General features: G+C 37.3%; 2 protein-coding genes. Both read right to left on the reverse strand.

Annotated features, from left to right (window positions below; translation table 11 throughout):
• Positions 1–409 (reverse strand): antA/AntB antirepressor family protein (locus tag ACFINO_RS09955; RefSeq protein WP_375655654.1); only part of this gene is annotated, 409 nt, incomplete at its 3' end.
• A gap of 9 nt (positions 410–418) precedes the next feature.
• Positions 419–754: a Rha family transcriptional regulator gene (locus ACFINO_RS09960; RefSeq protein ID WP_375655656.1), complete on the reverse strand. Its 336-nt coding sequence runs from the start codon at positions 752–754 to the stop codon at positions 419–421.
• Between the last annotated feature and the right edge of the window lie 276 nt (positions 755–1,030).

The raw sequence follows: 1,030 nt of genomic DNA on the forward strand, positions 1-1,030 counted from the left end.
GACCTTGTAGGTAATTCAAAAAGCCAATCATAGCCTTTGGACTTGAATAGTCGATTTGTGGTGTTACTACTTGCTTTACACGCTTTTCACATTCGATAAAGTATAAACGGGCTTCTCTCCCTTTCTTATTGTTCTCCACCATAGAAAGTTCTTTGGCTCTATCAAGTGTGAGATAGTAGTTAATCGCGATAACAGCCCTAGATTTTGCGCTCGCCAAATTTGGCGACCGCAAATCTTGTGTTTTTACAAAGTCTTGTCCTTCTATAAAATTGTATCTGGTAATACGGTCCTTAATCCAATTTGAAAAGTCACGTTTTGCCTCTAAGAATGCATGCAGATCACGTGCATTTACTGTTTGAACTATTTCCTGATCAATGATTTGTTCTTTAATCTCTATGAGAGTGTTCATGATGAACTCCTATGCAGTCTGTTTAATTTTATTTTTAAGATGCATCATGATAGCTGCTCGTATTTCAGGTCTCGAAAAATCGATTTGGGGATTAGCTGCTTGCTCTTCTAATTTTTTCCAATAATCTATGATTTTTGCGCGTAACACAGTGTTATAACCTAAAATGACAATAAGAGATTCACGTTTAGGAAGATGGTAACAAGGAAGAGTACGACCTGTTGAATCTTTGTATAATCCAGCAAAATTACTCAGGTCGATTTTAAGTTCGCTAAATAGTTTACGAATATCTCGTATTACATAGCCATGTCTTTTACCGCATAACTCTGCAATTTCAATGCTAGACATGGTTGGAATTGTTTCGTGTTTGTTTGTATTTTGCTGGATAGCAATTAGCTTTTCCATTACGGACCTCATATTGGGTGGGATTGATGGGAAAAAGGGGGCGCTTTTTCAAACGCCCTTAAGAATTTTAAAGCACATCACAAGGACGCAAACGGTGCTGCTGTTCATAGGTACCGTAAAACTCATCATTATATTTTTCTTTTGCTAAATCAGATAAAAGGTCATGGTAAGCAACACTCTCGCGTACAAAGTCATGAACTTTACTCTCCTCATGGAGAT

It is taken from the genome of Bartonella sp. AA83SXKL (assembly GCF_042196965.1).
Lineage (GTDB): Bacteria > Pseudomonadota > Alphaproteobacteria > Rhizobiales > Rhizobiaceae > Bartonella.